This window comes from Amycolatopsis sp. DSM 110486 (assembly GCF_019468465.1).
GTDB lineage: Bacteria > Actinomycetota > Actinomycetes > Mycobacteriales > Pseudonocardiaceae > Amycolatopsis.
On record NZ_CP080519.1, the window covers coordinates 8,316,141 to 8,341,039 of the forward strand.

Consider the following 24,899-nt stretch of genomic DNA (forward strand, 5'->3'; position numbering starts at 1 on the left):
GGGGATCCGGAGCGTTGTGGTTAGCGTGCAAGATCGTCTCGGACACTCTTTTACCCCACGAATCTTCAGATCCGTGGGGTAATCTCTATATCGGTCCATGGCTAACACCGCCTGATGGTATCGGTCGCTCGCCGATTGCAGGGAATGCGCGGCGATGCTCGTCAGCGGCCACCGTCCGGTGCTCCGGTGCCGTGCCCGTGTGGTGACTGCAGTCCAATTCGAGGGGCAGCTGATCCGGTTGTGTTGGCGGGTAGGTGACCTGCCGCGCGACGGCCGGCCGAAGTTCGCGAGTCTCGTGACCGCACAGGATCTCCAGCCCGCGGTTACGAAGGTCCTCACGCATCTCGCGCGGGCTGCGGTCGTCGGCCTGTCCGTTTTCGTGAAGCAGGCCCGCCAACGTCACCAGAAGGTGATCCTCCCGCACATAGACATTGCGCGGCCCATGAGCCGGCCCATGAGCCGGCCGAGGTGCGGCCGTGCTGTAGCCGTGACGGCAGCGATACCCCGGGCGGCCATGAACCCAGTGCGCCTCCAGCCGACGACCGCATACCCCGCAAACGACCAACCCGGACAACTCGTACTCGCGCGTGTCGCCATCCTTGGTGTGCCGCCCGGAGCGAATCCGCTGGATAGCGATGAACGTGTCCTCGTCGACCAACGGGGCATGAGCCAGACGCTCGGACACCTCCCACGCCCCCGCAAGATTCCAGCGCACAGCGCCCGAGCCACGACCACTCGGACGTCCACCGGCGCCGTGGCCTTGGGTGGTCTGACGGTTCCAGACCTGCCGGCCGGTGTACCTCGGGTTCTCCAAGATCATCCCGACGGTGCGAACAATCCACCGCGCCCCCGACCGGTGGGAGTTCCTCGCCGGATCCGCGCTCGACGGGCACGGAACACCACGCTCATTCAACTCCCGCGCCAACGACGCGATCGACCGGCCCGCAGGCGCGCTCGGCGAACATCCATCGCACCCGCTGCGAGGTCTCCGGGTCCGGCTCGAGCCTGTGCAAACGCCGACCCCATCGCGCGTGGGTCATGTTCGGATGAGGCCCGCCGTCTGCCAACCGATACCCGTAAGGAGGATGACCGCCAAGAAAACGCCCCTGCAACCGTGTCTGCGCACGCATCGCTGCCATGACACGGTGCCGAGTCCGCACGACCTCACGCTGCGCCTGAGCGCCCAGCAGCGTCATCAACCCTCGATAAACAGGACTGCCCAGCTACACCGGGCCGCCAGCCTCAGGCAACCACACCTGCACACCCACCGCATCCAGCCGAGCGACCACCTCTCGGAACTGGTCACCGTGGAAAGCCCGCTCGTACTCACCCACCACCACAGCATCAAACGCACGATCCCGGCTCTCCGCAGCCGCCAACAACTCAGACGCAGCCGGACGCTCCGGCCACGACCACCGCCGCGACCGGCCCTCATCGAAGAACTCGACCACGACCTCGCCGACACCCTCGACCAACTCATCCGCCACCGCGCGCTGCCACGCACGAGACGTCCGCGGGTCTTGGAACTCACTGGTCGACATCCGCCCGTAAAACGCAAACCGCGCACCTTCTGGCGCCCGGTCAGAAGCACGCGCCACACCACGCCGAGCAGCCACAGCCCCGGCAAACCCCGCACCAGTCAATCCGCCCACCGCAGCTCCCTCCGTCGGTCCGAAACCGAAACCGCGCAGGGACTGACCGATGACGACAGACGAGCGACCACCGCCCGAACAGAGCAACGATCGCGCGATCCTTCGACGACCGACGCGCTGTCCAAAGGCGGTGGTGCGCGCCATCGGGACGGCGTTCTGCGTGGGTGGGGATCTTTGCGAGCCGTTGACCGCCGCTGTCCGTGGCCCGCTGTCGGAGCCAGGTGGACATGGTGCTGATGTGCGACTATCGGATCGCCCCGACTCCACCCGCTTCGGTGAGGGGCTACATCTAGGCAGGTGCGGTCCCGCGCGACGGCGGCTGCCGCTACCACCCACGCCCGGTCGGGAGTTCACGGGGCCCTGCGCCTGCTGCACGACGAAATCGTCATCACCGCGCAGGCGCTGAAGTGGTACCTGGTCGACGACGGCTGCACGACGCTGAGGTGCCTTGTGTCGGCGGCGAGGCCCGGGTGCTCTGGACAGTCGTGTCGTGGCCGAGCGCAGCGTGCTCGGCCACGCGAGGAACCCGCAGCGTGATCCGCTCCCCACCACCTCGCCTGCGCCGTCCACGCGCGTGTCCAGCACGCGGTGCTTGCTTGCGGTTGACCGGGGCTTCGCGGTTGCCCTCGTAACCCGACCCTGCCGGGCCAGCTCAGGCTCCGCCGGGCACGCCGGCGCGGCGCTGCGCCCTGATGTCCGGATCCCGGTCGATCCAGCCTTTTCCTTCCGCGGCAATTCCTTCCAGGATGTGCAGCGTGTGCTTGAAGCCCGCGTTATCGAGGTTCAGGTCGGCCATCTTCTTGGGATCCTCGCCCTCTCCGACGCCCACTTGGTCATCGATCACTCGGATCTGGCGCGGCTGTCCGTTCATCAAGGTAAGTTCCAGGGCGTGCCGCAGCTCGTCGGTGATTTCGACGTGCACCGACGACACCGCGTCGAAGCGATAGTTGGTGCGCGCTTCGTCGCCGAATCGGACCCGTTCGAAGTCGAGTTCGGCCATGCATTCCCGCACTCCGTCGACAGTGATCAGAAAAAGCCGGAGGTCGTATTTCGAATACCGCCAGGGCCCGTTGCGCACCCGTGCTCGTTTGGAGTGGTCTCCGGGGGTCTGCAGGAACGCATATGCGAGCACGTCTCGCCAGGCCAGCTTGTAGTGCGACAGGGCCTTGTCGAGGACCATGATGCGATCATAACTGAGCCAGTCCTCCATCTCCTCTTCACTGGGCCGGGTATTATCCAGCTTTTGAGACCACCGACGGTATTCATCCTTCCTGGCCGCAAATATCCGCTCCCGTTCCCTTTCCTGGTCGCTGATCCGGCGGCGCTCGCACAAGATGTGTCCCCAGCCCGAAACGGCCGCCCAGGCCCCGGCGAAAGCCAGCACCGCCGCTGCGGCGTTGGGTAAGATCTCGATTCGGACAGCGACCGACCCGACGTACAAGCTACCAGCAAGCACGGCAACGCATGACAACACACAGGACATCTGCGTAACCGGCCGAACGCGGTACTGCTCGCGGTAGTCGAACAAGGTGCCGTGCTTCCAGCGCTTTCGTGCGTCCCGCGCGTGGAAGCGGATCAGCCAGTGCACCCGGCTGGCCTCTGTCCTGGTTTCCCGGTAGATGTCGACAAGTTCATTGCGCAGCGCCGCTTGGAATCCCGCGCTCTCCCGCAGCCATGCTTCCCGCTCGATGCCGTGCGGCACGAACTTCCCGAAGTAATACCTGACCTCGTGGTCGACGCTCCGAGCAAACCCCGGCTCGTCGTAATACGCGCGGGCACCAAAGCGAGAAAAGGCCCGTTGCTTCGCAGCCAGCCGTCCCGCGAGATGCCGCCACTCCAGCCCGGTGCGCGCGGCGACGACCCCGAGCGCAACGAGCAGCACGTAGGCGAGAATCGGCAGCGCTTGCCCGCTCGACAGGATGGTCCGCCCCAGATAACCCAGCATGCCGACCGCGACGAGGGTGCCGAGCGCTGCTCGGACGCGGTCGCGTGCGCTGACTGTCGACGGCGACACCAGCCGCGCTCTCGGTTTGGCCGGGATGGGATGGAAGTAGGCCCAGACCCGGTCCAGCCGTCCGCCGGCGAGCCGGCTGACCTCGGCGTTCTGCCGAGTCTCGGCCCACAGGCTTTCGCGGAGGCTCGCGGTGAGCACGAGGTCGAGATGCTTGGTGATCTCCTGGCGCTGTTCCGCGGCGACCCCGTGCAGCTTCCGCCGCGCTGAGACCGGGTCGAGACTGGGGTCTTCATAGCACGCCAGCACTGCGGACACCGCGACCAGTGCACGGGTCCATTCGTCGGCGGGCAGTTTATGGGTGGCCTGCGGCAAGGCGGCCAGCTGTTGCCGTTCTTCGTCGTCGAGGTCGCGGTATGACCGTTTGCTGAGCAAGGCGAGCATCATGTGAAACCGGACCTGCCCGCCGTCGTAGCCGTTCGCCCTGGCATCGGCGATGAGCTTCCTGGCGAGCGACGGGCACCCCTCCCGGAGATAGGAGACTCCGACCTCGTACTTCTTCGATGGAGGCGAATCCGGCGACACGTCGTAGTGGATGGAATCTTGGTAGACGACTGAATTGACGACGTTGTGCCCTCTGATCCCGGTGTTGTGGCCGGGTTCGGGAGTGCCCTCCGGTGGAGTTCCGGTCATGCCAGCCCCTTGGCCGCGGCGATCAGGGCGGTGACCTTCGCAGTCAGCCCGGCGAGATCGGACACCAGCCCGCCCAGGCGTTTGAGCGCCAGCACCACTTTGTCCTTGCGCTCCGGGCCGTCCGTCCCGAGCGCCACGTCGGCCTGGTCGAGTTCTGCGCACGCCGCGCCGTAAGTCGCGTCGTCGACCTGTCCGCGAGCCCGCTCCCTGTCGAGGTCGGCTCGCACGACCACCAGTTCGGCCGCCAGATCCCGGGCGCCGCCGATCGGCCCGGAGGAATTCTGATGCACCGTGTTGCCGATGGCGTTTACCGCTTGGATACCAACCTGCCCGGCCGCGTAGTTGTGCACTGAGCCGCGATGCCCGGTCGTACGTTCGTTCATGGTCCGGTACTCCCCTTTTCGGATCAGTTGCTCGGCAAGACACACGGCAAAGGCCGCCGCGTGTGAGGCAGCCACCGGCTGCCAATTCCGGTCCGCAGTCGAATTCTTGGCCCCGTCGGCCAGGTCGCTGATTCCCCGGACGATCGCGATGGGGCAGCCACTGAGGTGGCCGGCCTGCGCGACGCCGGCCGCCTCCATTTCGATCGCCATGGCGTCGTTGTAGTGCTGGCGGATCCAGCGCGCTTCCGCGGACAACCGAGAATTGTGCACTACTTCGCCCGCGGCGATGACACCGAAATGCACCTGCGTCCCGGGCGCGACATCGCACTCCCACTCGCGAGTCCGCGCGACGTACTGGGAGACCTGACTGACGTCGTGCGCGATCTCCCATACCCGTGGGCGGGCCTTCAATCCGTCGTCTTCGCTGGTACCGCCGTGATACGCCTGTACGTGTGTGGCCACTACGACGTCCCCGAGCGGCGTGTCCCACAACGCGCCGGCCACGCCGACGAAGAGTAACGCTGCCGGGGAAAAGTGCTCGATGGCACGTTCAGCCAGCGTCGCAGCGGCCTGATTTCCTTTGCCCGCCAGGCCCAGCGCGATCCGACAGGAAGTACCTTTGACCGCGCCAATCTCGAAAAGCGTGCCTTTGTCGTGCCAATGCTGCTCGACGCCGTTCAGCCTGGACAGGACCGCTTCATATTCCGTGTTGAAGGCGGTCAGCATCACGATCAGATCGTCGCTCATTGCTCCCTTTCCGCGGCTATTGCGGGCCGCACGAGCGGCGGCCACAGAGTCACTCGTTCGCCGACGTGGAACAGCCTCGCCGGGCGTCCGCGGCCGGCTCGCCGCTCCTCGCCGACCGGCACGAGAAAGCCGTCGATGGCCTGCACTTTGCGGTAGAAGTTCCGCGGATCCAGCTCGGCACCCCACACAGCCTCGTACACCTGCTGCAGGTCACTGATAGTGAACGGACTCGTGCAGAACGCGGTGGCCAGTGACGTGCTCTCGAGTTTCGCCCGTGCTCGTTCCAGGCCTTCTTTCAGGATCTGCTCGTGGTCGAACGCGAGCCGGATCCGCCGGTCGAGGATCTCCGGCATCGGCACCCAGACCGCGCGCGCGGCGTCGGTGCCTGCCTGCGGCTCCGGGAGGCGCGGCGCGATCGCGAGGTAGGCCACCGAAATGACTCGTCCTCGCGGGTCCCGGCCCGGCGTGCCGTATGCGCCCAGCTGTTCCAGATGTAACTCGGCCGCATCGAGAGCGGCTTCCTCGTACAACTCCCGGCCCGCCGCGGCGACGACGTCCTCGTTCTCGTCGGCGAGAAACCCGCCAGGCAGTGCGAACGCGCCCTTGAACGGCTCGATGCCGCGTTCCACAAGTAGCACCTGCAGCGCCGACTCGCGCAGGGTGAAGATCACCAAGTCGACTGCGAGCAAGACCGGCGGCGGAGTCCAGTGATCACCAGCCATGGCAACCATAGTAGATTACTGTCCATATGACAGTAAAGGGGTCACTCGAGGTACTCCTATACCGTGAGCGAGTACGCCGAGTACCACGCGCTGCCCAAGCGTTCCGCCGTTCGAGCGGAAGCCAGTGCGCTCCCGCGCCAACTCCGCCGTCACGTCGACTCACCCCGACGTACCCGGCGACAGCTGACGATCCCCACCACAGTGAAGCCCACAGCTCAGAAGCCATTTCACTGATGTAGATGTCGTCCGAGCCGTCGCCGTGATTCGAACTCACATTGGACTGCCGTCATTCTTACGGTCAGGCGGAGGCGTGTGGATAGAGAGCAAGATCGTCTCTCGGACACTCAATTACCCCATGGGGCGTTGGGTGGCTTCGGGGAAGACGAGTGAGAACCTGCAGGTCAGCCGGGATCCGGAGCGTTGTGGTTAGCGTGCAAGATCGTCCTCGGACACAGTATTACCCCACGGATCGCGAATCACGATCTCGGTGGTTGTGCCTGATGTGCGGCTCAGGTCGAGTTGATCGTTTCGAGTCGACAACCGGCGTGGTCGCAGATAACGAACGTTCCTGATGTGCGTAGCGCTGTCGCGATGCGGCTGGGTTGTGTTCGGTTTGGCGCGGGTTCGTTGTGGCCGGTGGTGGTTTGGTCTCCGAGTCGGATGCTGATCTGGTCGATGAGATGGTCTTCTCGGATGTACAAGGTCTTCGGCCGAGTCTGGGTTGGGCCTTGGGTGCTGCGGTGGCCGTGGCGGCAGCGGTAGGTGGGGCGTCCGTGGTTCCAGTGGGAGTCCAGCCGTCGGTGGCAGATGCCGCAGTGGATGAGGCCGGCGAGGGCGAACTGGTGGGTCCGGCCGTCGTTGGATGGTCGTGCCGCTCGGGTCTGCTGGGCAGCGACGAAGTCGTGCTCGGTGACGAGGGCTGGGTGGGCGAGCTTGACCGACAGTGCGGGTTTTGACGTCGGATCGGTCGACCCTGTACCGCGGCGGTTCCAGGTTTGGCGTCCGGTGTAGCGGGGGTTGGCGAGGATGACGGCGACGGTGCGCAGTGTCCAGGCGCCTTGGTTTCGGTGGCGGTTGCGGTGGGGGTCGGCGCTGGAGGGGCAGGGAATGCCGCGGTCGTTGAGGTTGCGGGCGATGCTGGCGATGCTGTGTCCGGCGAGGCGTTGCCGGAACATCCAGGTCACGTGGGGTGCGGTGTGTGGGTCGGGGGAGAGGCGTTGGAGGCGTCGGCCCCAGCGGGCGTCGCCGGGGTTGGGGTGGGGTCCGGCATCGGCGAGTTGGTAGCCGTAGGGTGGTCGGCCGCCGAGGTAACGGCCTTGCTGAGTGGCCTGGTTGTGCATGGCGGCCAGGACGCGGTGTCGGGCGCGGAGAACTTCGCGTTGCGACTGGGTGGCCAGCAGCGCGAGGAGCGCGCGGTGATCGCGCTTGCCGAGGTCGACTGGGCCGTCTGTTTCGGGTAGCCACAGTTGGATGCGGTGACGGGTGCACCAGGCGTAGATCGTGGAGAACTGGTTTCCGGTGAAGGCGCGTTCGTATTCACCAACCACGATCGCGTCGACCGCGGGGTTTGGATCGGTGATCGTGGCCATGAGCTGGGCGGCTTGGGGTCGTTGTGGCCAGGGGGTGCGACGCGAGGTGCCGGCGTCGAAGTAGTCCGCGATGATCTGGCCGCGGCCCATGATGAGGTGGTCGGCCATGTCGCGTTGCCAGCCGTGCGAGGACACGCGGTTTTGGTGGCGCAGGGTTGAGGTGCGGCCGTAGAAGGCGAATCTCAACCCGCCGTGGGGCTGAGGTAGGGGCGAGGGTTGGCTGGGCTTGCCGGTGGTCATCCACTGCGCAAGCACGTCCACTGGTGCTGTTGAGGATGGCGCGGACCTGGAGGGTAGCGGCGGAGAGGACACGATGAACCGATGCGCCGGTTCCAGGTCCATGACGGTGAGCCTGGCTACGTTCGCCCGAACAGCGCAGCTGAGGCGCCGGCCCGAAGGGCGTATAACGTCGTGGTCGTGGCCGTGTGTGGGTCCTTGAAACCGACGCCTTGCACCTCGTCCGTCACGGCGATTCGACCAGGCTTCCGACCGGCGGCAGCACCACGTTGCTGGCCGCCGGTGCAGTTGGTGGAGATCGGCTCGACGTTGGCGCTGTCCGGCGTCGTTGGTCGATTGCCGCTGTTCCGGGCTGGAGGGGGTGATAGCTCGGAAGCCGTCGGGCCGTTCCGGTGAGGGGATGGGGCGTCGCCGTTGCCTCCGTGGAGCTGTGGTCCCGTCGCTGCGGAGTGCGGCCGCCGGCGGCTCGGGGTCGAAGGAGATGGATTTTTGGCAGACTTTGTCTTATTTGCGTCTTTGTCGCTTTCAGCGTGTGTTGTGTTGCACAGCCATGATCCGTTGAATACGCCGCTTGGTCTATTTCCGTGGGTAATGCTGTTTGGCAGAGTGCTCTCGGGTTCGTCGGGGGCCCAGCAAGTCGGCTGGTGCTCTTGGCGAGGGGAATTTCGTGCGTTCTGTTGGTGTGCGTTGGCGCGCTGTCGTCGTGACGGCTGCGGTCGTGTTGAGCTCTGTGGCCTTGGTGCAGCCGGTTCTCGCGGCGCCGTCCGCGAATGTCCCGGATTCGGCGCCGGATGAGGCGACGGCGACGGCGTACGCCCGGGCGGGGGATAAGCAGGTCGAGGTCACCTCGGAGACGACGGAGACGTCGAAGACGGTCGCGAATCCGGATGGTTCGTGGACGTTGACGGAGTACACGAACCCCGTGCGGGTCAAGCAGGGCACGGCCTGGGCCCCGATAGACACGACGCTGGAGCGAAGACCCGACGGTTCGATCGCTCCGAAGGCCGTCGCGGTGGACGTCAGTATCAATCCGGGTGGCGCCGGATCCGCGACGAAACCCATTGTCCAGGCGGGGGAAGACGGCACCGCGGTCGGTCTGAAGTGGACCAGTGACCTTCCGGAGCCCACCCTGTCCGGGGATACGGCCACTTATTCCGAGGTTCTTCCGGGCGTCGACCTGACGGTTAAGGCGGCGACGGAGGGCTACACCGAGAACCTCGTTATCAAGACCCCCGAAGCGGCGCAGAACCCGCAACTGCACGACGTGCCGTTTGGGCTGTACACGCACAACGCCACCGTTTCCGTGGCTGAAGGTGACGGGCGGGGGACGCCTGCCCAGACGGCGCCGACGGACGGTCTGGAAGTCAAGAACTCCTCCGGCGAGGTCATCTTTGCTGGTGACGCCTCGCGGATGTGGGACTCGTCCGGTGAGGGCTCGACCGCCGAGCAGCAGTTGGGCGAAGGGGGCGGCCGGCGCGAGGCGGTGATGGACTTCGCGCTCACGTCGGACAAGGTGACGATCAGCCCGGACGAAGCGTTCCTCGCCGACCCGAAGACGAAGTACCCCGTGTCCCTGGACCCGGACAACTGGTGCACCTCCTGCGGGATCCAGTCGCACGTCGTGGTGCAGTCCGGTTTTCCCACCGCGCACAACTGGAACGCGTCGACGGGTGATCTTTCGAACCTGAAGGCCGGGTACGAGGATTACGACAGCGCTGGGACGTCGCGGTCCTACATCCAGATGAACACCTCGCGCCTGGGCGGCACGGTGATCAAGTCCGCGACCTTGAACACCACGATCCAGCACAGCTACAGCTGCACCCCTCAGCCGACCGGCCTGTGGATCTCCAATCCCGGCAACAGCAACACGACCTGGAACCAGCAGCCGAGCTGGCCGTACTGGGTCTCGGACATGAACGTCGCGAACTGCCACGACGCGCCGAACGTTTCCGGGCAGTTCGATGCGCTCCGGGCTGCGCAGGACGCGGCGGCGAACCACTGGCAGAGCGCCTGGTTCGCGCTCGCGGCGCGCGACGAGGGCACCACCGCGGCGTGGCGCCGGTTCGATCTGAACCCGTATTTTCAGGTGGACTACGACTCCTACCCGAACACGCCGACGAACCTGTCGATGCAGAGCGGCACGGGAAAGTGTGTGCAGGGCGCGAGCCGGCCGTGGGTGGCCACCAAGACGCCGCAGCTGGCCGGGTCTGTGTCCGACCCCGATGGCGGCACGTTGTTGGCCGGGTTCAAGGTGGGTGCCGGGACAGCGGGCAGCAGCACCAATGTCCACGACAACAGCGGCAGCCCCGTGACGGTCGGTACGCCGGGTCCGAATCAGGCGGCGACTGCGCAGCTCGCGGCTGTTCCCGGCGGGTGGATCGCGGGGGATGGCGTCTACAACTGGTCGATGCAGGTCAGCGATGGTCAGCTGTCGTCGCCGTGGGTGGGCAATTGTGAGTTTACCGTCGACTCGGTGGTGCCGCGGGCGCCGACGGTGAGCATGACCGGCACGGCGCCGGAGCATCAGAACGACAGCGTGCACTTCGGTGTTTCGGCGAGCATGGCCACCGCCGGGTTCTACGACGTCGACCGGTTCATCTACACCACCGACGGTTCCGAGCCGCAGCCGCAGGGCTCGCCCAGTGTCAAGGCGACCCAGGGCACGGATGCGAACGGCAATCTGGTCGCCACGGCGGACCTGTCCGCGTTGGCGATCAACGGAAACCAGAACTTCATCAAGGTCAAGGCGGTGAACAAGGCCGGGACGCCCGGCCCGGACGCCACCTGTGTCACCAGTGGCAACCTCGATGCTGCTTCATGTTCCTTCCATGTGCTGCCTTACACCCCGTCCGTCGGGCTGGTGGGGGCGTGGCCGCTGGATGAGATGGGTGGCCGGATCCTGGCCGACACGGCAAACACGACGCCGAACAACGATGGCCTGGCTGTGCACACCGCGAGCCTGATCGGCGGTGGTGACTGGGTTGCCGGTTACGACCACGGCACCGCGTGGACCCATCCCGATACCGCCGGCTACAGCGAAGGCGATAAGGGCGCGCTGACCTTGGACGGTTCCAGCGGCTACGTCACCACCACCGGCGCGGTGCTGGACACGACGAAGTCCTTCAGCGTGGGCGCGTGGGTCAAACTGGCCAACACCAATGGTTTCCAGACCGTGATCTCTCAGGACGGGAACCAAGGCAGCGGGTTCTATCTGCAGTACTCGAAAGATGACAACGCTTGGGCGTTCAGCATGTTGTCCGCCGATCAGGCCAACTCCGGTGTGGTCCGAGCGAAGTCAACGAAGCCTCCTGTACTGGGGATGTGGACTCATGTGGCCGGTACGTACGACGCGTCGACGGGGACGATGACGCTCTACGTCGATGGTGCCAAGCAGGCGACCAACGTCATCACGAGTTGGGCGGCTAACGGGAACTTGGTGATCGGGGCGGGTAAGTACAACGGGGCTCGGGCCGACTTCCTGGCCGGTCAGGTGGACGACGTGCAGGTGTGGCAGCGGGTGCTGTCCGCGCAGGACGCGCACGATCTGGCCAACGCCGCGGTGCCATTGGCGAAGTACGGCCTGGCGGAAGGCTGCACCGACGTCCTCAACACGACGATCCCGTCGCTGCAGAGCAACTGGGCTCTCGACGACGGCACGGGCAGCAGCGCCGGTGACACGAGCGCGTTCGGCAACACCATGACCCTCAATGGCGGCTACGGCTGGACCACGGGTCCGGCTACGGGAGCGGTGCACTTCGACGGTTCCACCGGCTACGGCACCGCGGCTCCGGCCGTGGACACGACGCAGTCCTTTACCGTGTCCGCGTGGGCCAAGCTGGACGACGCGAACGGCTACTACACACTGTTCACCCAGGACGGTCAGCACACGGCGGCGTTCCAGCTGCGCTATTCGCCCGATGTCAACCGGTGGGTGTTCGGAATGACCACGGCTGACGACGACACCGTCGACAACTACCACTGGGCACTGGGGACCGAGCCGCCTCAGGTCGGGACCTGGACCCTGCTGACCGGGGTCTTCGACCAGGCATCGATGCGCGTCAGGTTGTACGTCAACGGAAAGCTCGAGGGCCAGAACACCGTTCCCACCGTGTGGAGCGCCGAGGACGCTTTCACGGTCGGATCGAACATCGGCGTCGGGAACTTCTTCAAGGGCTCAGTCGATCAGGTTCAGGCGTGGGGGCAGGTCCTCACCGACGACCAGGTCGCGGGTCTGTATGGCAACCGCTATTTCGACACGATCAGCAAAGCGACCGGGACCGGATCTGGCGGCGTGAGCCTTGCTGCGGATGACAACGCGTGTGCCGCGCGGTTCGACGGGTCCGGGACGGGACAGATCGATGCGGGACGGCCGGCGAACCTGCGCACGGAAAAGTCCTACACCGTCGAGGCGTGGGTTTATCACTCCTGGACTGCCGATGATGTGGCAGCGCACGGCGCGATCGACCCGTTCGGGCGGGCTGTGGTGGGGATGGATGATGCGCAGTTCTCCGCCGAGCTGCTCGGGTACCACCCTTTGGCGGATGCGAACGGTGTTTCGCATCCCAAGTGGACGATGCTCATCAGTTCATCGCCGACCGGACCTGGAGCGTGGTGGGCGGTCAGTGACGCCGACGCCGTCGACAACACGTGGGTTCATCTGTCGGCTACCTACGACGCGGCGACCGGCACGATGGCGTTCTACGTCAACGGCAAGAAGCAGAACACCTACTTGGGGACGGCGAGTGGCCAGGGTGTCACCAGTCGGGCCAGTACTGGTGACCTGTTCATCGGCCGTGGTGTGTGGAATGGCCAACGGTCCGACCAGTGGTATGGCGGTGTGGCCGGTGTCCGTGTGTATCAGGGTCTTCGCACTGCCAATGACATCGGCAACGATGCCCGAACGGACGATCCTGGCGTGACGTTCGGTCGCCTGAACCTGTAATCGAGCAGCGGGCTCTTCCATTTCTGTGTTCCACCTGTGCAGACAAGGGTGATGACCATCATGACCGTCTCGAGACGGAGTTTTCGGATCAGGAGATGGGTGCGCACGACGGCTGTCGCGGTCGCCGCGATCATGCTGGCGTCGAGCCAGGACGCGGTCGCGGCGCCGACCGGCTGGCATGGGTTGGGATGGGATCTGCCCGCGCTGCAGGCCGAGCGCTCGGTGGCGGGCAAGGATGTGAAGGCGTTGTCCGGTGCTGCGCCGGCGGCTCCCGCATCGGCGCCTGTTCCGGTGGTGCATTGGCCTGCCGCGGGTAAGGCCCAGGTGGATCTGCCGGCTACCGCACAGGGTGGCGCGTCGCCGAAGCGGGTGGCGGCCGGGCAGCAGGTGTCGGTGACCCGCGGCCACGGCCGAGACAGCCGGACCGGCGCCTACAGTGCGACGGCGGCCACAGCGCCGCAGAAGCACGAGGCGGCCCGGGTCGAGGTCACCACGGTGGATCACGCGGTGGCCGACAAGGCGGGTATCCGCGGCACTTTGGTGCAGGTCGCCCCGGTGTCGGGCGATACGTCCGGGCCGGTCGAGGTCGTCGTGGACTATCGGTCGTTCGCCGGCGCTTATGGTGCTGATTTCGGTAGCCGGCTGCGGTTCGAACAGTATCCGGCGTGTGTGGTGAGCACGCCGGAGAAGCCGGAGTGCCGCAGGGGAACACCGGTCGACTCGGCGAATGACGTCAAGTCCGGGCAGCTTGCCGGTGAAGTCACCCTGGCCCCGATGTCGTCTGCCACGCCGACGGTGCTCGCGGCCACGTCGGACACCTCCAGCGGTGGCGGTGATTTCAAGGCGACGAAGCTGTCGCCGTCCGGTTCGTGGACCGCGGGTGGTTCCTCGGGTGAATTCGACTACTCGTACCCGCTGTCGGCCCCGGTTGGTCTGGGCGGCCCGGCGCCTTCCGTGACGCTGCAGTACTCCTCCGGCGCCGTCGACGGGCTGACGTCGGCGACGAACAACCAGGCTTCGGAAATCGGCGACGGCTGGTCCCTGGGCGGCGGCGGGTACATCGAGCGTTCGTACAAGTCCTGCGGCGACGATCTGGGTGGCAACAACGGGCAGACCAAGACCGGCGACCTGTGCTGGGCGACCGACAACGCGACGGTGTCGTTGGCCGGCAGGACGACCGAACTGGTGAAGGACGCCGCCACCGGCACCTGGCATCTGCGGGCCGACGACGGTTCCCGCGTGGAGAAGCTGACCGGTGCGAGCAATGGCGCCCAGGGCGGCGAGCACTGGAAGCTGACCGCTGTGGACGGCACCCAGTACTTCTTCGGGCTCAACCACCTGCCGGGCTGGCAGGCCGGCAACCCCGAGACCCAGTCCACCTGGACGGAGCCGGTCTTCGGCAACAACGCCGGTGAACCGTGCAACGCGGCCACGTTCGCCGCGTCGTGGTGCCAGCAGGCGTGGCGCTGGAACCTCGACTACGTGGTCGACCCGCACGGCAACGCCACGACGTTGTACTACCAGCCCGAGACCAACTACTACGGGCTCAATCTGAACACCACCAGCGCCGGCACTGCGTACGTGCGCGGCGGCTACCTGCAGCGCATCGAGTACGGCTTCAACACCCGGGTCGCGGGCGTGTACACGCACGCACCCGACCAGATCGTGTTCGACACGGCCGAACGGTGTGTGCCCGGCGGAGCCGTCACCTGTGATCCGGCCCAGCTCACCACCGCGAACGCGGCGTCGTGGCCCGACGTGCCTGCTGACCAGCTCTGTACACAGGGTGCGGCTTGCCCCAACGTGTCGCCGGCGTTTTTCTCCCGCCGTCGGATCACGTCGGTGAGCACGCAGGTCACCGACGGTGGCACCGGCTGGAAGACGGTGAGCCAGTGGACGCTGGCTCAGTCCTTCCCCGCCAGCGGCGACGGATCCAGCCCGGCGATGTGGCTGGACTCGATCACCCAGACCGGGAAGGCCGGCGGTTCGATCACGCTGCCGCCGGTGACCTTCCACGCGAAGGCCCTGGCGAACCGCGTCAACCCGAGCACCAACTACACCGCGCTGACCCGCAACCGGATCGACTCCGTCACCAACGAGGAGGGCGGCGTCACCACGGTCAAGTACGCCGACCCGCAGTGCACCCCCGGCATGACCATGCCGGCCCCGGAAGCGAACACGCTCGCGTGTTACCCGGTCTACTGGACCCCAGGCGGCGCGACCGATCCGGTCCTGGACTGGTTCAACAAGTACCTCGTCACCGACATCACCGAGGACGGCCGCATCGCCGGCAGCAACGGCGCCGGCTCGGCCCTGTCACAGCAGACCGTGACGCACTACGATTACCTCGGCGGCGGGGCTTGGCACTACGACGAGAACTGGCTCGGCGACCCGAAGTACCGCACCTGGTCGCTGTGGCGTGGCTACGGCACGGTGAAGACCACCGTCGGACAGGCCACCAGCGATCCTTCAGGACCGCCGACGGTCACCCAGACGCTTTACCTACGCGGCATGGACGGGGACACACTCCCCGGCGGCGGTAAGCGGAGCGTGTCGGTGACCGACAGCATCGGCGAGGTCATCCCCGACAGCCAGCCGCTGCCGAGTTTCACCCGCGAGTCGCTGACCTACCTCGGTGGCACGGTCATCGGCGACACGATCAACGATCCGTGGATCTCCGCGCCGAACGCGACGAACTCCAACGGTTTGCAGGCCTTCTACACCGGCACCGGCACCACTCAGACCCGCACGTGGATCGCCGCCACCAACAGTTGGCGGACCACCCGCACGATCAACACCTTCGGCAGCTACGGGCTGATCACCCAGGTCGAAGACGACGGCGACATCGCCGATCCGAACCAGGCCACCTGCGCCCGCACCACCTACAAGCCGAACACCACTGCATACCTGATCAACTACGTGAGCCAGGTCCAGACGAGCTCCGGCACCTGCGCCACACCTGCCAGCAGTGCCACCATCGTCTCCGACACCCGCTCCTACTTCGACCACCAACCGTTCGGCGCCGCGCCCACGGTCGGTGACGTCACGCAGACCGATACCGTCGACTCCTGGCCCGCCGGCGGTGCGGAGCACTTCCTGTCCCCGGCGACCCTCACCAGCTTCGACAACTACGGCCGTGCGGTGTCCGCGACCGATTCCCTGGGCCTGACCACCACCACAGCGTTTACGCCGGCCACCGGCGGTCCCCTTACCCAGGTCGCGACCACCACGCCCCAGGTCAGCGGCACCGACACCACCACGTTCACCTCGACCCGTTACCTCGATTTGATCACCGGTGCCACCACCGGAGAGGTCGACAACAGCGGGCTGCGCACCGACGCGACCTACGACGCACTGGGCCGCCTGACCGCGCTCTGGCCACCGGGGCACAACAAGAGCGCCAACGCTCCGGCCAAAACCACCTACACCTACACGGTCAGCAACACCCAGCCCAGCGTCGTCGCCACGAACACGCTGCTGTCCAACAGCCACTACGCCACCAGCTACGCATTGGTCGACGGGCTCGGCCGTACCGTGCAAACCCAGGCCCCGACCTCGTATGCGCAAGGCGGCCGGGTCGTCACGGACTCCTTCTACGACTCGCAGGGCCGGGCGTGGAAAACCCACGACGCCTACTGGAACGGTGACTCCGGGCCGACGAACACCTTGTTGGCGGTCGCGGACAACACCGTTCCGAGCACGACGGTGTCCACATTCGACAGCGCCGGGCGCGCGACGGCGTCGGCCTACCAGCTGTACGGCGTGGAACAGTGGCGCACCACCACCGTGTACGACGGTGACCGCACCACCACCATCCCACCCCACGGCGGTACCGCCAGCAGCGTCGTCACCAACGGCCTGGGACAGAAAGTCCAGCTGGCGCAATACAAAGACCCGGCTCACACCAACCCCGGCGACCCGGCCGACACCACCAGCTACACCTACACCCACGACGGTCAACTCGCCTCGACAACCGACACCACCGGCCACAACGCCTGGACCACCGGCTACGACCTGCTCGGCCGGAAAGCCTCGGCCACCGACCCGGACACCGGTACCAGCTCCTTCACCTACGACAACGACGGTCGGATGCTGACCAGCACCGACGCCAGCGGCCGCACCCTGGCCTACACCTACGACAACCTCGGCCGCAAAACCGCCGAATACCAGGATTCCACCAGCGGAACCAAGCTCGCGTCGTGGACCTACGACACCGTGCTGAAGGACAAGCTCACCAGCTCCAGCCGATTCGCGGGCGGCAAGACCTACACCAACACCGTCGTCAGCTATGACACCGCGGGCCGGGTCACCAACTCCCGGTTCACCGTCCCGATCACCGAAACCGGGTTCGGCGGCAGCTACTCGTTCTCGTGGCGCTACGACACGCTCAGCGATGTCCTGCGTTCTTTCAGCAGCCCTGGGATGGGCGGTTTGCCCGGCGAGACCATGCTCAGCGGGTACGACGACCTGGACAGTCCCACCACGTACCAGGACGCCGGCAGCGTCGGCACCCTGTTGGTCTCCGAGACCGACTACAACCCCTACGGGCAGGTTCTGCGGACCAACTACCAGGATCCGACCCTGCCCAACCAGATCGCGGTCACCCACACCTACGCAGACGGCACCAACCGGCTGGCCACGACCCTGGCCGAGCGGGCCACGTCGACGAACTTCATGATCGCCAACCGCTTCTACAGCTACGACGCGGCCGGCAACACCACCTCCATCGCCGACACGCCCCAAGACGCCCCGTCCGACACCCAATGTTTCAGCTACGACTACCTCCAGCGCGTGACCCAGGCCTTCACCCCCACCTCGGGCAACTGCGCCACCACCCCCAGCGTCACGGGTATCGGCGGTGCCGCGCCGTACTGGACGTCGTGGACCTACGACTCGACCGGTAACCGCCTCACCCAAACCCAGCACGGCACTACTGGTGACACCACCGCGACGTCGACCTACCCCGCGGCCGGGCAGCTGCAGCCGCACGCGATCCAGGCGCTGGACACCACCGGCCCGAACGGCAGCACCCACTCCGACTACACCTACGACCCCGCCGGCCGCACCCTCATCCAGGGAACCGGCGACACGCGCCAGACCTTCACCTACGACGCCGAAGGCCACATCGCCACCGCCACCGACGCCAGCGGCAAGGTCTCCAGCTACACCTACGACGCCGACGGCAACCTCCTGTTCACCAAGGACCCGACCGGCACCACCCTGACTCTCAACGACCTGGAGCTGTTCCGCGCGACCGGCACCTCGAGCACGGTCGGGACCCGGTTCTACGCGTTCAACGGCGCCCCCGTCGCCGAGCGCAACGCCAGGACCGGCCTGTCGTGGTCGATGACCGACACCCAGAACACCACCTACGCCACCGTCAACGCCGATACCCTCGCCGTCACCCAACGCCGGCAGGACCCCTACGGTGTCTCCCGCGGCCCGGCCCCCTCCACCTGGCCGGACAAACACGGCTACCTGGGCGGATACCAGGCGACGACCGGCCTGACGCACCTCGGGGCGCGTGAGTACGACCCCAACACCGGCCGCTTCACCACCGTCGACCCGGTGCTGAACACCGACAGCCCGCAGCAGATGAACGGCTACTCCTACGCCAACGACAACCCCGTCGGGATGTCCGACCCGTCCGGGCTGTGCCCTTTCCAGCCCGACGGCGCCTGCCGCCAGTCCGACGGCAAACTCAGCGGCGGCGACGCCTGCCGTGTCGGTGGCTGGAGCTGTCCGACGAAAGACTCGAACATCTGCGGCTGCAGGGATAGGTCGGTTTACGCCAACCACGGAACTCCTCCCTCAGGCGGGAAGCAACAGCCAGGCCAGAAGGCCCACGGCGCATCGGGCGGTGCAGCACGAGGCTCGTCCGACGACAGTGACGACGACGGAGGCTTCTGGGGGAAGGTCTGGGGCGTCGTCAAGGACGTCGGGGAAGACATCTACGAATACTCCGGCGCCAAGGACGTCGTAGACGACTGCTTCAGCGATTTCGCGCTCCTCGGATGCGCCAAGGGCGTCGTCGAAGTCGGCTCGTGGTTCGTGCCCGTCGGCGCCGCCGCCCACGGGGCCGAAATCGCCGCCGAGGCCGGTGGTCACTTGATCGAGGGCGCGATCGCGTCGGGGCGACAGGTTGCTTTCGCCGCCGAAGGCTCAGCCGAAGGCATCGCCGCCGAAGGCTCAGCCGAAGGCATCGTCGCTGATAGCGGCCCGTACAAGATTTCCCTCGACGAAAATGGAAATCCGGTAGGCGGCCACACCTCAGGAAGTGTTCGACCACCGAGAAACGGGCAGCCTCCGGACTCTGTCCATACGAGAACCGGAAGCGATGGAACGCCCGTCCAAAACACCATTTTTGACGGCAACGGCGACGCTGTTGGACATTTCGACTTCAAGGCACATCAGGGAGTCAACGGGCCGCACGGGCACGTATTCGAAACGCCCGGAGTTATTGGTGGACACGGTCCAACAGCTGCCCATATTCCTGAGGCTGATCTGCCTCCGGGTTGGAATATGCGACCCTAGTAGTTTGTAGGAAAATGTCAGCCCAGATTGTTATTGCAATGGGTCTCAAGGTGTGCTCGGAAGGGAGTATATGGCGCTGGTTTGCTAGCGGATATAAATCGTGACGGTGGCCTTTGGATGGAATCGCGGGCCGTGGGGAACTTGCATTCGATTTGGTCCAGTCGCGATGCGGTGATGGATGTGGGGGTAACTTAGATATCGTCGGTGGGGCACCAAGTGCCGACTGACGGTGGCGTGCTGTCGGCCCGGCGCCGTAGGGCGAACCAGCCTCGATCGCGGTGGGCTGCGAGTTCGGTAGTCCGAACTTCTCGACACAGCTCGCCAGCCCTTGGGGGCGGCTAAGGGATGTCTCGTAACTGGTGTTGTGGTTGGTGGGGTTCGTGGTGCGGTCAGTCGGTGAGGAGGATGTTGTGGAGGTGGGCGATGCCGGACACGGTGTCGTTGAGCGTGCTGGCGGCGCGGCGGTAGTCGCGCAGGATCTTCCAGCACTTCATCCGCGCCAGCGCGTGCTCGACGCGCGCACGGATCTTGCGGTGGCCGGCGTTGAGGTCTTCCTGCCAGGCCGACAAATCGCTGCCGTCAAGTGGTTTGCGGTAGGGCATGATCACGGCCGGGTTGCCTTGGTAGCCGCCGTCGGCCATCACCGAACGCCCTTCCAGGTCCTGCTCGATGCCGGAGTCGCGGTAGACCGTGCAGTCGTTGCGGTTGCCCGGATGTGCGTCGCCGGTGGCGATCACCAGCCGGGTGGCGGCGTCGATGGCGATCTGCACGTTCGCCGAGTATCGGTAGTTCTTCGACGGTGCCGCCAGCCGGTGATCCCGTATCGGCACCAGGGTGCCGTCCACGATCGCCACCGCGTCGATCCGGCGTTTGCGGACCGGGGCCAGCGCCAGCAGCGGACCGATCGTGTCGATCACCCGGTGCGCCGCGGAATGCGACACCCCGAACAGCGGCCCGATCTGGCGCATCGTCAGGTTCGTCCGCCGCCAGTACGTCGCGACCAGCAGCACACGATCGGCCAGGTCAAGGCGCCACTGACGTCCAGGCCGACCATCGGCGATCTCCTCACCACCACGGCTCGCCACGACCCGCACCAGCTTACGAAACTGACCCGGTTCCAAGCCCGTAAACGGGACAATCCACTCCGACCGCGACGCCGAGATCACCTGCACCACACCATGATCAACTATCCCGCAGACCAACCCCACGCCGGGTTACGAGACATCCCTTAGTGTTCACGCAGGGATCCAGTGGACGGGTCTCAGTCCTCGTTGTGGACAGGTTGTGCTCGACCAGGCATGTGGCGGCTTTGACGAGCTTCCCCCGTGTCGCGAGCGACGACCCTGTTAGTCTCTAGTTGCATCCGTAGGCGCCTCAGGAGGAAGTTGGTACACGGCTTCTGCCCAGTGTGGATTCAGGTGACGAGACGGGTCGCTATGATAGGCGCTGTCGCGCGGCACTCCAAGGCGCCTTTCGATTCACGGCGTCACGCGGCCGGGAGGCAAGCCAAATCATCGAGTACGGAAGCAGGTGGCCTTCATGAGACTCTCTGTGGAGAATTTTCGAGATTTCGTTCAAAGATTTGGATATTTTGAGGATAGTGTGATAACTGGAATACGACTGCATGTACCAAGAGGGGGGCCGTCTGGGCGAGTCGCCACATTCGATATTCAGGCAATGGATGCGCCCCCTGGGAATGAATGGCGCCTTGTGCAGATTGCGGTTGGTGGCGTCTTTGAATACCAATTTGTTGGCAACGACCAGTTCACGTACTTCATCCTTTCGGATGGTCTAAAGTTGGATCTTTCCCCGGGGCGATGTGTTCTTGATCTCGATCCGGGGCCGGATGAATGGACGCCGGATCAAATTGCGGAACGCAGCGAATATTCCAAGCAATATGTCATCGGTGAATGGTGTGAGTATGAGATACTCGACGGCCCATTTATTTGATTAAAGTAGCGACCTTTGATGATCTGGTGATCGGCAGGCTCGCGATGTCCTCAACTCCCTGTGTGCTGATCGCAACCTTGAACACCTCGTCAATGCGCTAAGTCGGAAAGAAATCGTTCACTTACCAGACCTTCCACGACTCCCGGCTGATGACGGGCCAGACCCCACATGGGCGCGATTGACAGGCCAGCTTGCTGCTGAGCCGGCTGCTCCCGAGACAACGTGTCGCGTGCAGACACTTCGCGAACTGCTCAATCAGCGAGCAGAGTTTACCAAATGGTGGGCTGAGCGCATGCAAGCCGCAATTAATGGGCCGAACGAATTCGCCTGGCTGGAGATGGCGGCTCGCTGTGAAGGAGCTGCTGGTACCGTGCTCGACCTTGACGGAATCGACCTATCGCGTCCGCTTGTTGCTCAATTCATTCTAGACACGGGACTTATCCCGACTTCGGCTAAGGGATGTCTCGTAACCCGGTGTGGGGTCAAGAGGGCTACTATCAAGATCAGGTTGGGTGAAGACTGATGTCGAAGTTCCACTCGATTAGAACAGCGTATGGCGAGTATCAAGAATTTTACGATCGAATGAACAAGTTTTTCGACCTAAGCGCCCGGTTGCCTGATCAAGTATTTAGAGGACCTAAAGGTGAGTCTTTGTTCGGTCCCTATGATGACCTGATTGATCCGGAGTTTTGGACTGTAATTTCCGCTTTGGCGAGATGGCATGGAGATGCAAGAGTGTACTTGCTTTCCGTTCGGCCGGGCCCTGATGAATCTTATCTTCGAGACTCGAATTTTTGCCCTGCGGTGTCGATTTCGGTGGAAGCTAGCGAGGAGGATTACTGGGCGGCTATCGGCTTCGACTCAATCGGAGATTCGGCGCCCTCGATTGCACTTACTACTAACGTTATGGCTTTGACGGGGGACTCTGGGAAATGGGGGTTCTGGGCTGAGAGGGATCCGGAAGTTGCGGTATATCGAGGCGACTTCTCTGTTGTTAGACAAAACAACAATTGGATGGAAAAATTTGGCCCGTTTCGCGATTGACCTCGCCCATCCCGATGGGCCGGGCTGACGGCGCCTACGGTCTCGCCCCGACCCTCGATTAGCGATCGCCCGGCACCTATCGACGGACCTGGCTCGGCTTGGACCTTGGTGGCCGGGCAAGCCGGTCAGGCTGCGACGCAGCAATCACCCGCACTGCGACAACGTGATCAACCGCCGACGACATCGAGAGCTGGGGTGATGGGGAGTGCGCGCATCACGTCCGCGTCAGTTACTCTGGTGACATGATCTCCCGAAACTTGGGAGATCTCCCGTACGTGGGGGTTCAAGTCCCCCTTTGAACACACAGAGGTGGGAAATCTCCCGCGCGGGGGCGGGTCACTCGAGCTGCAGGTTGGTGGCGAACTTCAGTGTGGGGTTATGGGTCAACTCGGTCCTCGGACACTCAATTACCCCATGGCGCCGCGCGTCGCGGCCGGGTCAGAGTAACAGGAGCTGTAGCTGTCCTTCGGTGGTTTCGTCTGCAGTGGCTCGTATGCGTGGTGGGCCGCATGGTTTGAGTTCTTGCGTGGGACCTCCGCAGATGAGCGTCAGGTGATTCGATCTCACGTAGTCCGCGATCGCGGACCCGTCGTCGCCGTCGCCAAGCTTCTCGGGGAATCGGGCGCGGAGATCGTCGAGCAAGTGGTCTTCGCGAACATAGACGTTCTTCGCCAGCCCCGGTGGACGGTTGCGGGCGCTGGTGTGGCCGTGGCGGCAGCGGTAGCCGGGGCGGCCGTTCACCCAATGCGAGTCCAGCCGGCGGCCGCACAGCTGACATTGCACGAGCCCCGCCAACACGTACGTCCTGGTGTCGCCGTGCTGTGTGGGCCGGGCCGCGCGCGTGCCCTGGATCGCCGAGAAGGTCGCCTCGTCCACGAGCGCTGGATGTGTCACCTTCTCTGACTCTGCCCAACCTCGCGCCGCCGGCGGTCGAGTGGGAACACGGTGATGGGCGGAAGCCGTTGTTCTGGCGCCGTGCCGGTTCCACACCTGCCGCCCCGTGTACCTCGGATTCTCGAGGATCCCCACGACTGTCCTGACGATCCACTCGTGCCTCGTCCGGTGTCGGTTGCGTTCCCGGTCGGCGCTTGATGGGCACGGGACGCCGAGGTCGTTCAACTCCCGCGCGATCCCGGCCACACTGCGCCCGGTGGCTCGTTGTTCGAAAATCCACCGCACCCATCGTGCGGCCGGATCAGGCTCCAGGCGGTGCAGGCGGCGCCCCCAGCTCGCGTGGGCTCGGTTCGGGTGTGGGCCGGCATCGGCGAGACGATAGCCGTAGGGTGGTCGGCCGCCGAGGAACCTGCCTTGAACGCGGGACTGGACGTGCATCGCGGCCAGAACCCGGTGCCGAGCCCGTAATACCTCGCGACGCGACTGGGACCCGAGGAACAGCATCAGTGCCTGGTGGACGGGGTCGTCGAGGTTCACCGGACCGCCCGCTTTCGGGAGCCACAGCTGGATTCCCCGCGCCCGCAGTGCGGTCAGCACGGCGTCGAACTGATCTCCGTAGAACGCTCGCTCGTACTCTCCGATGACGACAGCGTCGAACGAACGGTTCGTTTGCTCCGCGGCTGCCATCAGCTGTGCCGCGGCCGGCCGTTGACGCCATGGCAGCCGACGTGAACATCCTTCGTCGAAGAACTCCGCCACGATCACGCCGTGCCCGCCGACCGTCTCCTTGGCAGCCTCCCGCTGCCACCCCAACGACGTTTCCCGGTCCTGGAACTCGACCGTGGACATCCTCCCGTAGAACGCGAACCTCAACCCGCGGCCTGCGACGGATTGAAGGCGACGCCGGGCGCCGGCCCGACGCGGAGACACCGCGCCTGTCGGAGTAGCTGGTCGGGCGGGACGGGACATCGTGTACCTCGATGCTTGAGACGGATCCGGGTCGAGAGCGGAACGCCGCTACCCAGGACCGATGACGAACCGAGAGCTGGTCTGCACCCGAATGGCCGCATCCTCACTCACCTCCACATGCTGTGGGCAGCGCTCGTGGCCAGGCGAGGAGCAGGTCTTTATGGCTGGTGGTGAGGAACTGATCGCCGTAGAACGCTCGCTGGTACTCGCCGACGACGATGGTCACGTACCTGCGGTTGTGGCTGGAGGCTCGCGATGCCGCGTATGTGCTGGCCACCAAGGTCAACGACACCCTGGTCACGACCGGCGGTCACGAAGCCCAGGGCCGACGAGCTGATCGCAGCGTTGCCCGCTCGGGCGTGGCGGCGGTTGTCGGTCGGGGCCTGCGCACACGGGCCCCGCGAGTACGACTGGGCGCGGGTGCCGATCCGGATCAGCCGGCAGCCCGCGCGCGGGTACTGGCTGCTCGCCCGCCGCTCACTCGCCGATACGACCGAGATCGCCTACTACGTCTGCTACGGACCCCGCCGCTCGAACGCCGCGGCTACCCACTCACCTAACTGCCGTTGCAGTACTAGGCCACGATGAAGGC

At 65.3% G+C, this 24,899-nt stretch carries 13 protein-coding genes and 1 pseudogene; 5 read left to right on the forward strand and 9 right to left on the reverse strand.

Translation table 11 applies throughout. The features are described 5' to 3' along the window. Positions 1 to 85 precede the first annotated feature (85 nt). The 6 genes from K1T34_RS40220 to K1T34_RS40245 form a co-directional block, all read right to left on the reverse strand. Positions 86 to 925, reverse strand: a complete 840-nt coding sequence (locus K1T34_RS40220) for a recombinase family protein (protein WP_370643493.1) — start codon at positions 923 to 925, stop codon at positions 86 to 88. Between the two features lie 298 nt (positions 926 to 1,223). Then, positions 1,224 to 1,796 (reverse strand): hypothetical protein, encoded by a 573-nt coding sequence (locus K1T34_RS40225; RefSeq protein WP_220239935.1) that lies wholly within the window; start codon positions 1,794 to 1,796, stop codon positions 1,224 to 1,226. A gap of 508 nt (positions 1,797 to 2,304) precedes the next feature. Beyond that, positions 2,305 to 4,296, reverse strand: a complete 1,992-nt coding sequence (locus K1T34_RS40230; RefSeq protein WP_220239936.1) for a hypothetical protein — start codon at positions 4,294 to 4,296, stop codon at positions 2,305 to 2,307. Then, positions 4,293 to 5,426, reverse strand: coding sequence for a 5'-methylthioadenosine/S-adenosylhomocysteine nucleosidase (locus tag K1T34_RS40235; protein ID WP_220239937.1), 1,134 nt, complete (start codon positions 5,424 to 5,426; stop codon positions 4,293 to 4,295). Before K1T34_RS40235 ends, K1T34_RS40230 begins: the two co-directional genes overlap by 4 nt. Beyond that, on the reverse strand, positions 5,423 to 6,148 hold the full coding sequence (locus tag K1T34_RS40240; RefSeq protein WP_220239938.1) for an NUDIX hydrolase: 726 nt from the start codon (positions 6,146 to 6,148) through the stop codon (positions 5,423 to 5,425). The genes K1T34_RS40235 and K1T34_RS40240 overlap by 4 nt, the downstream gene beginning before the upstream one ends. Positions 6,149 to 6,657: 509 nt before the next feature. Beyond that, positions 6,658 to 8,079: a recombinase family protein gene (locus tag K1T34_RS40245; protein WP_255637909.1), complete on the reverse strand. Its 1,422-nt coding sequence runs from the start codon at positions 8,077 to 8,079 to the stop codon at positions 6,658 to 6,660. A 598-nt stretch (positions 8,080 to 8,677) separates the two neighbouring features. Between K1T34_RS40245 and K1T34_RS40250 the strand changes: the two genes are divergently transcribed. Together K1T34_RS40250 and K1T34_RS40255 are read left to right on the forward strand one after the other, a co-directional pair. Beyond that, complete coding sequence (locus K1T34_RS40250; protein WP_255637910.1) at positions 8,678 to 12,916, forward strand: LamG-like jellyroll fold domain-containing protein; 4,239 nt, start codon at positions 8,678 to 8,680, stop codon at positions 12,914 to 12,916. Positions 12,917 to 13,015: 99 nt separating this feature from the next. Further along, positions 13,016 to 19,450 carry an RHS repeat-associated core domain-containing protein gene (locus K1T34_RS40255; protein ID WP_220239939.1) on the forward strand — a complete coding sequence of 2,145 codons (6,435 nt, stop codon included), beginning with the start codon at positions 13,016 to 13,018 and terminating at the stop codon, positions 19,448 to 19,450. 389 nt (positions 19,451 to 19,839) lie between these two features. Here K1T34_RS40255 and K1T34_RS40260 read toward each other — a convergent pair whose 3' ends face one another. Next, positions 19,840 to 20,622: a transposase family protein gene (locus K1T34_RS40260; protein WP_220239940.1), complete on the reverse strand. Its 783-nt coding sequence runs from the start codon at positions 20,620 to 20,622 to the stop codon at positions 19,840 to 19,842. A gap of 367 nt (positions 20,623 to 20,989) precedes the next feature. Here K1T34_RS40260 and K1T34_RS40265 point away from each other — a divergent pair, with 367 nt between their 5' ends. Both K1T34_RS40265 and K1T34_RS40270 read left to right on the forward strand, forming a co-directional pair. After that, a complete protein-coding gene (locus K1T34_RS40265; RefSeq protein ID WP_220239941.1) occupies positions 20,990 to 21,400 on the forward strand; it encodes a hypothetical protein in 411 nt (136 codons plus the stop codon). 522 nt (positions 21,401 to 21,922) lie between these two features. Then, a complete protein-coding gene (locus K1T34_RS40270; protein WP_220239942.1) occupies positions 21,923 to 22,444 on the forward strand; it encodes a hypothetical protein in 522 nt (173 codons plus the stop codon). Between the two features lie 438 nt (positions 22,445 to 22,882). Here the strand turns inward: K1T34_RS40270 and K1T34_RS40275 are convergent, their stop codons facing one another. Next, on the reverse strand, positions 22,883 to 24,187 hold the full coding sequence (locus tag K1T34_RS40275; protein WP_255637911.1) for a recombinase family protein: 1,305 nt from the start codon (positions 24,185 to 24,187) through the stop codon (positions 22,883 to 22,885). A gap of 223 nt (positions 24,188 to 24,410) precedes the next feature. Continuing rightward, positions 24,411 to 24,533: a hypothetical protein gene (locus K1T34_RS53885; RefSeq protein WP_255638882.1), complete on the reverse strand. Its 123-nt coding sequence runs from the start codon at positions 24,531 to 24,533 to the stop codon at positions 24,411 to 24,413. Between K1T34_RS53885 and K1T34_RS53890 the strand changes: the two are divergent. Continuing rightward, positions 24,529 to 24,841, forward strand: a pseudogene (locus tag K1T34_RS53890) (IS701 family transposase); the annotation flags it as partial. The gene K1T34_RS53885 and the pseudogene K1T34_RS53890 sit on opposite strands and share 5 nt — an antisense overlap. Positions 24,842 to 24,899 lie beyond the last annotated feature (58 nt).

Bases quoted from the DNA above. Each gene is read 5' to 3' on its own strand.
- K1T34_RS40225 (WP_220239935.1), bottom strand. From the start codon at position 1,796: ATGGCGCGCACCACCGCCTTTGGACAGCGCGTCGGTCGTCGAAGGATC.
- K1T34_RS40230 (WP_220239936.1), bottom strand. From the start codon at position 4,296: ATGACCGGAACTCCACCGGAGGGCACTCCCGAACCCGGCCACAACACC.
- K1T34_RS40235 (WP_220239937.1), bottom strand. From the start codon at position 5,426: ATGAGCGACGATCTGATCGTGATGCTGACCGCCTTCAACACGGAATAT.
- K1T34_RS40240 (WP_220239938.1), bottom strand. From the start codon at position 6,148: ATGGCTGGTGATCACTGGACTCCGCCGCCGGTCTTGCTCGCAGTCGAC.
- K1T34_RS40245 (WP_255637909.1), bottom strand. From the start codon at position 8,079: ATGGACCTGGAACCGGCGCATCGGTTCATCGTGTCCTCTCCGCCGCTA.
- K1T34_RS40265 (WP_220239941.1), top strand. From the start codon at position 20,990: ATGAGACTCTCTGTGGAGAATTTTCGAGATTTCGTTCAAAGATTTGGA.
- K1T34_RS40270 (WP_220239942.1), top strand. From the start codon at position 21,923: ATGTCGAAGTTCCACTCGATTAGAACAGCGTATGGCGAGTATCAAGAA.
- K1T34_RS40275 (WP_255637911.1), bottom strand. From the start codon at position 24,187: ATGTCCACGGTCGAGTTCCAGGACCGGGAAACGTCGTTGGGGTGGCAG.